We start from the raw sequence: 7,707 nt of genomic DNA, 5'->3' as shown, positions 1-7,707 counted from the left end.
CCAATACCGTTGACTTAAGCTGCCGATGGGGTGTGAAGTGACGAGAGGGAGTGGCTTGCGGAGGGTTCAGTCATGACCCGACCTCCAGCGCGCCTTCCGGACAGCCCACGGATCAGCGATCTCGTCACACTCGGGGTGCTGACGACGACCGTTCCGGCGGCCTTGATTGACGCTGTGCTGGTCGCGACGCAGCGACAGAGCCAGCGGCATCGACAGCTGCCAGCGCCGTTGGTGGTGTACTATGTGATGGCGCTGGCCTTGTATGCACAGGCCTCCTACGGCGAGGTGTTGCGATGCCTGCTGGAGGGGGTGCGGTGGCTCCGCCTGGGCGGGCTCGACGCGCTGGGGGCGACCAAGTCGGCCATCACCCGTGCGCGGATCCGGCTGGGGGTCACGCCCATGCGGGAGCTGTTCCAGCGGGTGGCCCATCCCATTGCGGACCCCGGCACGCCCGGAGCGTGGTACCGTGGTCGCCGGTTGGTCAGTGTGGATGGCACGACCATCGATCTGCCGGATACGCCGGAACTGGAGGCCCAGTTCGGCCGCCCTGCCGCCTCGCGGGGCGCCAGCAGCTTCCCGAAGCTGCGCCTGGTGGGGCTGATTGAAACCGGCACCCATGCCATGTTCGCCGTGGCGGTTGGCCGCTACGACACCAGCGAGGTCCGCTTGACGCCGCGCGTGTTGCAGCACTTGCAGCCGAACATGGTGTGTCTGGCTGATCGGGCCTTCGTCGGCTTTGAGCTGTGGCGCTTGGCGGCAGCGACGGGCGCCGACTTGCTCTGGCGGGTGCGCGTCAACCACAAACTGCCCTGCCACCAGCGCCTTCCCGATGGCTCGTATCTGAGCCGGCTTTACGCCTCGCCCAAGCAGCGTCGACACAATGAGGGGGGACAGGTCGTGCGCGTCATTGACGACCGCCTGGAAGGCATCGCGGACGCGGAGCCCCTCGATCGGCTGGTCACCACGCTCCTCGACCCGGCCGTCGCGCCAGCGACGGAGTTGGCAGCGCTGTATCATGAACGGTGGGAGTGCGAGGGGACCTTCGCCGAATTCAAGGTGAGCCTGCCCGGGCAGCGCCTGATGCTGCGCAGTCGCCGGGCGGATCTGGCCGAACAAGAACTCTATGGCTTTCTGCTCGTCCATCTGGCGTTGCGGCAGCTGATCTATGCCGCCAGCCGAAAGGCCGGGTGCGACCCGGACACGTTGTCCTTCCTCCACACGGTGCGGATTGTCCGGCGGCATCTCCCGTTTTATGCCGCGTTTTCCCCCTCAGCGACAGCATCAGATGCATGAGATGATCCTGATCGAGATCATCGACACACCGGCCGAGCACCGTCGAGGTCGCCACAATCCACGTGTGGTGAAACGTAAGATGAGCAACTTCCCGACCAAGGCGCGGGCTGGGCCGCCCCTGACCGCGCCGATCGTCCGCTCCAGCGCGCTTATCCGGATTGTCGCGCCAATGGTGGAGGACACGGTGCTCCTGTCAACGGCTCTCCCGCAGACTGCTTCCAGACCACCAGGCCAGGCCTGCGGCCGCCCTTCATGGCATCAGCACGTCCGCGACTGGCATGCCAGTCGACTGACACGCACGGCGTACTGCCAATCCCATGATCTGGAGATGTACCGCTTCAACCAGTGGGTCGCCCGGCTGCGCCGGCGTTTGGTCCTATAGCTTAAGTCAACGGTATTGCACCTAGAGCAGGTGTGTCGGCAACCTGCCCCCTTGTAACGCCAAGGCTGGGAGCGCCGTTCCGGATGCGACTTAACCTATGTAGAAGGCGTGGCTGAAGAGTAGGGATCAACTGATCATAAGGCTGCTATCGGGTGCGGGTTTCGTTGAAGATCGTCGCTTTCAGTACCCGATCTGCCCCGATGTCCTCCGGAGTTTCGATACCGAGCAGTTCAGCCAGTCTGGTGCGGGCACGGTTGATCCGGCTCTTGATTGTTCCGATCCGGGTTCCGCAGATTGCCGCCGTCTCCTCGTACGAGAACCCCTGTGCCCCAACCAGCAGGAGGGCCTCACGCTGATCGAGGGGCAATTGGGCTAGGGCAGCCTTGAGGTCCTCTACATCGAGATGCGCGTCTTGCTCGGGAGGGACAGCAAGGCGGGCGGCAATACCGCCATCCGGGTCTTCCACTTCCCGCCGTCGCTTCCGAAACGCGGTGTGAAACTGATTGCGCAGGATCGTGAACAGCCACGCCTGAATGTTGGTCCCAGGCTGAAACTGATCGATGTGAGACAATCCCCGCACCATCGCTTCCTGTACCAAGTCGTCAGCCTGATCGATGTTGCCGGTGAGGGAGATCGCGAACGCTCTCATCGAGGGAATGGACTGGAGCAGGTCGTTGCGAAGGTCCGGGGACAGGGTCATGGCTTCCCCTTGGGGCGAGGCTGATCTAATTGCCTTGCGAGGGCGAGGAGGCGGTCAGGAAGGGGCTCCTCCTCAAGCTTTCCGTACATCGCGCGAAGCTGCTCCCCAAGCTTGTCCCGGATGGCAGGGGAGGTCCGTGGGTCTGTGTGCAGGAGGCCCGCTCGGGATGCTGGCTGGCGCTTGTCGGTCTTGCACATACGTGGGAACTCCTGAGCCAAGCTCCAGTCCCAGAGGCTAAGGCGATCATCATGGCGGGTTCAGAACGATAGGATGTCCGCCTAAACGAGTCCTTAAAGCTCAACCGTGCAGGAGACGCCTTGGGGACGGCTAGACACCCTGACCGCACAATTGCCACAAAATCCCGCTGCGTTGCACACAAGAGACCCTGACCAGGGGCGAGCACATAGGGGCATTCACCGGCATATCCGTACCACCAGCGAGAGTGTTCCAATGCAAGCCATGCCGCCGTCTGATGTCCCAACAGTCACGCTTCCCCTCCCGGCCACCGCCACGTCGGACCAGTGGCTGGATACTCGCGAGCTTCAGACGCTTGGGGAGCGGCTGCGGCTGGCCTATGGACCAGTTGAGGCTCCTCTTCCGGCCCGGCTGGCCGAGCTTGTGGAGCGGCTCGCACGATGCGAGCAGATCAAGCATCAGGTGGGCGGCGGATGAGTTGGCTGGGCTCTGGCTTACTGGGGACCTTTCTTGGCTCAACATGCAAGCCGCTCGTGGGGAAGATCAGTGATTGTTAGAGGCTTGAAGCTGTACGATCATATTGATCCGCCCCCTCGTGCTCCAGGTGCAGATAGTTCGGGTTGAACATCGACAGGTCCGCCAGTCGGTCGAAGTCGAGGATGGTCAGGCGCTTCCCCTTCCAGGCGATCAGCCCCTCAGCGCGAAGGTCCTGGAGCATGCGGTTGGTATGAACAAGGGTCAGCCCCACCGTGTCAGCTAAGTCGGTCTGGGTGACCGGGAACTCAAAGCTCAAACCCTCCGCGAGCCCGACAACCTGCACTCGCACGAACATCTCACAGATCAAATGCGCGACCCGCTCGAAGGCTTTGCGCTGGCCGACATTGACCACCCACTCGCGCGTGATCGCCTCGTCCACCAGCGTGCTCCACCACAGCGCCTGCGCAATGCGCGGGTGACACTCGGTGAGGTCGATCATTGTCTGTGCCGGGATCACTGCCACGGTGGCGGGCGTGAGGGTGCTGATGGAGTGATCCATCCGCTTCAGGACAAAGATACGCTGGTCACACAGATCACCGGGGATGAAGTAGGCCATGATCTGGCGCTGGCCATCGGGCAGCGCCTTGTAGCGGCAGGCCCAGCCACTCGTGATTAGATAGACATCATCTGGAGGTGCGTCCTCTCGGATGAGATCAGTGTGAGCCGCGACAAGTTTTGGTGTTTGAGACAGTCCTTCTAAGGTTCGTTGATCGGCCTCTGGTAGAGTGATGTAGTTGCTGAGCTTGCGGATCAGCGGGTTCATCAAGACAGGGCTCGGATCAGGGCCTCTGTGAGTGGGCTTTGCGGGCGCATGGCTTTCCTCCCTGGATGTGAGGGACAAGATCATCATAGCATAGCTGGCACCTGCCTTCACCAAAAGCGATGACAAGGGATCGAGGAAAGGCACAGATTTCGTCAGCAGTGCAGTCCTCTGGAGAAGACAAGCATAATTACTGCTAAGATTGTTTGTCTACAGATGCTGTCATTTACGGCTTGAGAGCTTTATCCTTGAGTTCTGTCGGTTATCCGACAGACAGACTTCTTGCCCTCTTTTAACTTTTGTTAAATCCTATAGGAAAAGAGGGGAGCAAGCATGGCCGCGCAAGTGATCCCGTATGTCCCTAGTCAGGTGCTTGGGACAATCCAGCAGTCAGATCATCCGGAGCCAACCGTCACGACAGTGTTGGTCTGTGACAGCGCCCTTCTGAGTCTCGGGCTTCAGGACATTCTGCGGGGAACGTCGTTTGCTCCTGCTGTGACAACGTCGTCCGCCGATCCGGCTGTGGTCCAGGATATGGCCTTGGAACCGGCCCTGGTCCTGATCGAAGCCGGTCAGAACACCAGTTACGTGCTTGAGGTGATTAGGCGGGTAAAAGAGCAGGCTCCTCAAGCTCGCCTTGTAGTCTTGGCGGATCGGTTCGACCTTGGCTTCGTGCGGCTGGGACATGCGGCGGGCGTGAACGGCTTCTGTCTGGCAGCCACTGCTCCCCAGGCTCTAATCAAATTGTTCGAACTGGTCATGGTCGGCGAGAGTGTTCTGCCCTTCGCGATCCTTCGCTCGCTCATGGATGCGGCTCCCCAAAAGCAAGGCCAGCCGTTCCAGGACAACCGCATGGCAGAGGCATGCTTGTCTGACCTGAACGCTTGCAAGCTCTCCGCGCGGGAGATGCAAATCCTGAGTTGCCTACGCGAAGGAGCACCCAACAAGCTCATCGCTCGCAAGCTGGAGATCACCGAAGCCACCATCAAGGTCCACGTCAAGGCCATCCTGCGCAAGATCGGGGCCTCTAATCGCACGCAGGCTGCCATGTGGGCCTCGCAGCGCCCGCCGCAGCGCGGGGGAGCGTCCGTGCATGGCTGAGACATTGCCGATGAAGTCTATGGTTGGGATCAGGTCCGTGTCCATTTCCCATCCACACGGTCTGATGAGAAGCTTGCCGAAATGCCTTACCGTGAACGCGCTGTGTCGATCCGATAGGAGCCCCCATGAAGAAGGCGCGAAAGCTCTATGAAAGCTCAAGTGGTGATCGCTGGTTCCTGATTGGGGACCCTTCAGGGTCTGTGTTTGTCCGTCACGAGGCCAATGTGGCTTCGGGAGGGCACGTGGACCATGAGGACATCGTAAGCTTCCTGAGCCGCGGCGAGGGTCCGGAGCAGCAAGAATTGCTGCGCCTGATCGGAACCCTTGTCGAGGAGCAACCCGCCCACGTGTGATCCGTTGCGGCAGATGGGCTTAAACAGCCGACGACAAGCAGGTCAGTCCCACGGCTTGCTCCTACTCAATTCCCATCTTCTTCCGGAAGTGACTCGATTCCCCTTATGCCCCAGGCTCGTTGACCAGCCTGCCGTTCCAGGGCCTCGACCTGCCGAAGAAGCTGTGTCGCGAGGGTCGCTTCACGCCGGAAGCCCTCATCACCAGGGTCACCGCCCAAACGCGTATGCATGTCCCGCACCCGCGCTTCGAGGGCGCGCCTGAGAACGCCAGATTGCTCTCGATCCAGGTCAAGCAGCATATGCGTCTGGCCCCGTGCTCTGGGTGGCGATCAGCCTAGAGCAAAACGGTGGCAGCCCACCAGCACAAGCCGATGGCGACCACAACGGCTGTCCAATTCAGAATACGAGCGAACAGTCCACGTGCCGAAGCGATCCCACGACCGCTCGGTGTCGGACGCATGTCTACGGGCATGACACACCCCTCACCGGGGCCGGAACCTCACGAGAGGCTCGGCTCTGTTTTCAGCGCCCTGATCCGGTACTGGCGCTCATGCAAGGTCTCGGGCAGCACTTGAACGATCACGTAGGTGCTGGGATTGGCTCCCCTGGGGTGGGCTGGGAGAACCGTCTGGCCGACCTGGAACTTGTGCGTCATGGGACACCTCGCCTCGAAAACCCCACTGGTACTCGAATCTGCACTGGACCTACGATGACGACTGGACGCTGGTCGAAGCTCTCATAGAGGCGTGAAGCCGCACAAATGCTCTGCGGCAAGACCAGCATTCAGTTGACGGCCACGGTTGCACTTTTCTTAACCTATGTAAACATTTTCGCGGAAACTGGGCCTCCTGCTGCGAGTTGTTTCCAACGACCAGATGAACAGTTCCAAGGGTTTGGGGCAGCCGGATGATCGTGATGGCTGCGGGCACACCAGACGATGGCGAGCCTGATGCTAGCACTACTTTGGCACTTTCATCAGTGAACCTAGGGTGAAGCGGGCACGGCAGAAGGGACATCGGAGGCGCATGGCATGCGCCAGATGATCAAGCAGCATGCGCCGAACGGCCGGCAGCGTCGGTTGTGGCGGTGGTCCGCCGGCTTTTCTTTTTTCCCCCTGTGGCGGCCTGCAGCCGCAGATGCTGCAAGAACAAATACGCGATCAGCGTCAGCAGCGCGTGTCGGTGCAGCCCGCGCCACGAGCGGCCCTCGAAGTGATCGAGCCCGAGCTCTTCCTTGAGCTGCTGGTGCGCCTGCTCGCACACCCACCGGGCTTTGATGAGAGAAGCCAATTGCTTCAGCGTCGTGTCGGGCGGCAGGTTGGACAGGTAGTATTTGCGCTCGCCTGAGGGGCGATGCTCGCCCACGAGCCACACCTCGTCGCCGGGCAGATGCTGACCGGTCCGTCCCTGAAGACGCACCTCAGGCCCATCAGCCACCCGCACGCGCACGGCTGCGAACTTCGCCTTCAGCGGACCCTTGGTGCCGCGCCGCCAGGTGACCTGACGCCAGGAGGCGGTGGCCAGCATGGCTTCGGCCGCGATCGCCTCCTGATCTGGGATGAGCCGCGTGCGGGGTCGGCCGCGCGAGGGCGGGGGCGTGATCATCTGCACGTCCGCCGTGTAGACCTTCTGAATGCGCGGAATGCCCACCGCCCACAGCAGCCCTAAGGCTGAGAGTGCCTGCCGGAAGGGCCCGCTGATGCCATAGCCGGCATCGGCCAGCACCGCCCCGAAGCTTACGCCGGCTTGCAGCAGACGTTTGAGTTCCTCCAGGGCGATCTCCGGCTTGGTGCGCTGCGTCCAGAACGCCTCGGGCACGCCCGCCTGCTGCAGGCGCTCGGGATCCTGGATCCAGGTGTCGGGCAGAAACAGCCGCAAAACGATCGGGACCGGCACCTCACCCTTGGCGAGGGTGAGCGACACCAGGCTCTGACAATTGGCCTGCTTGCCCACCACTCCGGCATATTGCGAGGCGACACCCACGGAGTGCGTGCCTTTCTTGAGCAGCGCCGTGTCGTCGATCACCAGGATCGCGTCTGGCCCGCCAACGAGCCGGGTGGCCTGAGCCAGGAGTTCGGCCTCGAGCGGCGCCTCGTCCCACGGGCCCACGGCCACGAAGTGATGCAGCTGGTCATAGTCGGCGGGCGCCACCCGGGCGGCCATCGGCTGCAGGCTCTTGCGCTCACCTGGCCCGATCAGGCCCGCCACATAGAGCGGGCACATGCGCCGGCGAGCCGGATGGTGAAGAGGGGTGAGGAAGGGTTCGAGCCAGGACTGAAGTTCGTGTTCCCACGCCACTGAGGTGCTCATGACAACCTCCTGCGGACCATCCTTCCGAGAAGACGTCGGCAGGCCTCGCCTGGTTCCTCATGCCTGCCAAAGTAGTG

Annotated in this window: 10 protein-coding genes; 5 read left to right on the top strand and 5 right to left on the bottom strand. The window is 62.0% G+C overall.

The genetic code is table 11. The features are described 5' to 3' along the window. Window positions 1-72 precede the first annotated feature (72 nt). Window positions 73-1,293: an IS4 family transposase gene (locus DDF70_RS34610; protein ID WP_114947125.1), complete on the top strand. Its 1,221-nt coding sequence runs from the start codon at window positions 73-75 to the stop codon at window positions 1,291-1,293. Next, window positions 1,286-1,675 (top strand): IS66 family insertion sequence element accessory protein TnpA, encoded by a 390-nt coding sequence (gene tnpA, locus DDF70_RS34605; protein WP_162820591.1) that lies wholly within the window; start codon window positions 1,286-1,288, stop codon window positions 1,673-1,675. Before DDF70_RS34610 ends, tnpA begins: the two co-directional genes overlap by 8 nt. Before the next feature lie 145 nt (window positions 1,676-1,820). Here the strand turns inward: tnpA and DDF70_RS34600 are convergent, their stop codons facing one another. Then, window positions 1,821-2,375 (bottom strand): sigma-70 family RNA polymerase sigma factor, encoded by a 555-nt coding sequence (locus DDF70_RS34600; RefSeq protein WP_114949064.1) that lies wholly within the window; start codon window positions 2,373-2,375, stop codon window positions 1,821-1,823. After that, complete coding sequence (locus DDF70_RS39435) at window positions 2,372-2,572, bottom strand: NepR family anti-sigma factor (RefSeq protein ID WP_114949063.1); 201 nt, start codon at window positions 2,570-2,572, stop codon at window positions 2,372-2,374. Before DDF70_RS39435 ends, DDF70_RS34600 begins: the two co-directional genes overlap by 4 nt. Window positions 2,573-2,825: 253 nt before the next feature. Between DDF70_RS39435 and DDF70_RS34590 the strand changes: the two genes are divergently transcribed. Then, the gene (locus DDF70_RS34590) at window positions 2,826-3,047 is read left to right on the top strand and encodes a hypothetical protein (RefSeq protein WP_114949062.1); all 222 of its coding nucleotides are present in this window, start codon (window positions 2,826-2,828) and stop codon (window positions 3,045-3,047) included. A gap of 76 nt (window positions 3,048-3,123) precedes the next feature. Here the strand turns inward: DDF70_RS34590 and DDF70_RS34585 are convergent, their stop codons facing one another. Next, window positions 3,124-3,870 carry a Crp/Fnr family transcriptional regulator gene (locus DDF70_RS34585; protein ID WP_114949065.1) on the bottom strand — a complete coding sequence of 249 codons (747 nt, stop codon included), beginning with the start codon at window positions 3,868-3,870 and terminating at the stop codon, window positions 3,124-3,126. A gap of 330 nt (window positions 3,871-4,200) precedes the next feature. Here DDF70_RS34585 and DDF70_RS34580 point away from each other — a divergent pair, with 330 nt between their 5' ends. After that, complete coding sequence (locus DDF70_RS34580) at window positions 4,201-4,968, top strand: LuxR C-terminal-related transcriptional regulator (RefSeq protein WP_114949061.1); 768 nt, start codon at window positions 4,201-4,203, stop codon at window positions 4,966-4,968. A gap of 125 nt (window positions 4,969-5,093) precedes the next feature. Then, on the top strand, window positions 5,094-5,321 hold the full coding sequence (locus DDF70_RS34575) for a hypothetical protein (protein WP_114949060.1): 228 nt from the start codon (window positions 5,094-5,096) through the stop codon (window positions 5,319-5,321). A 499-nt stretch (window positions 5,322-5,820) separates the two neighbouring features. Here the strand turns inward: DDF70_RS34575 and DDF70_RS37285 are convergent, their stop codons facing one another. Then, the gene (locus tag DDF70_RS37285) at window positions 5,821-5,976 is read right to left on the bottom strand and encodes a hypothetical protein (protein WP_162820887.1); all 156 of its coding nucleotides are present in this window, start codon (window positions 5,974-5,976) and stop codon (window positions 5,821-5,823) included. 388 nt (window positions 5,977-6,364) lie between these two features. Further along, a complete protein-coding gene (locus tag DDF70_RS34565) occupies window positions 6,365-7,630 on the bottom strand; it encodes an IS701 family transposase (RefSeq protein WP_114947673.1) in 1,266 nt (421 codons plus the stop codon). Window positions 7,631-7,707: the final 77 nt, after the last annotated feature.

Origin of the sequence: Microvirga calopogonii, assembly GCF_003347665.1 — a bacterium.
GTDB classification, from domain to species: Bacteria; Pseudomonadota; Alphaproteobacteria; order Rhizobiales; family Beijerinckiaceae; genus Microvirga; species Microvirga calopogonii.
This window is presented reverse-complemented; position numbering and strand designations above follow the sequence as displayed.

Coding starts and splice junctions, on each gene's coding strand:
- DDF70_RS34600 (WP_114949064.1), bottom strand. CDS start 2,375: ATGACCCTGTCCCCGGACCTTCGCAACGACCTGCTCCAGTCCATTCCC.
- DDF70_RS37285 (WP_162820887.1), bottom strand. CDS start 5,976: ATGACGCACAAGTTCCAGGTCGGCCAGACGGTTCTCCCAGCCCACCCC.
- DDF70_RS34585 (WP_114949065.1), bottom strand. CDS start 3,870: ATGAACCCGCTGATCCGCAAGCTCAGCAACTACATCACTCTACCAGAG.
- DDF70_RS34610 (WP_114947125.1), top strand. CDS start 73: ATGACCCGACCTCCAGCGCGCCTTCCGGACAGCCCACGGATCAGCGAT.
- DDF70_RS34575 (WP_114949060.1), top strand. CDS start 5,094: ATGAAGAAGGCGCGAAAGCTCTATGAAAGCTCAAGTGGTGATCGCTGG.
- tnpA (WP_162820591.1), top strand. CDS start 1,286: ATGCATGAGATGATCCTGATCGAGATCATCGACACACCGGCCGAGCAC.
- DDF70_RS34590 (WP_114949062.1), top strand. CDS start 2,826: ATGCAAGCCATGCCGCCGTCTGATGTCCCAACAGTCACGCTTCCCCTC.
- DDF70_RS34580 (WP_114949061.1), top strand. CDS start 4,201: ATGGCCGCGCAAGTGATCCCGTATGTCCCTAGTCAGGTGCTTGGGACA.
- DDF70_RS34565 (WP_114947673.1), bottom strand. CDS start 7,630: ATGAGCACCTCAGTGGCGTGGGAACACGAACTTCAGTCCTGGCTCGAA.
- DDF70_RS39435 (WP_114949063.1), bottom strand. CDS start 2,572: ATGTGCAAGACCGACAAGCGCCAGCCAGCATCCCGAGCGGGCCTCCTG.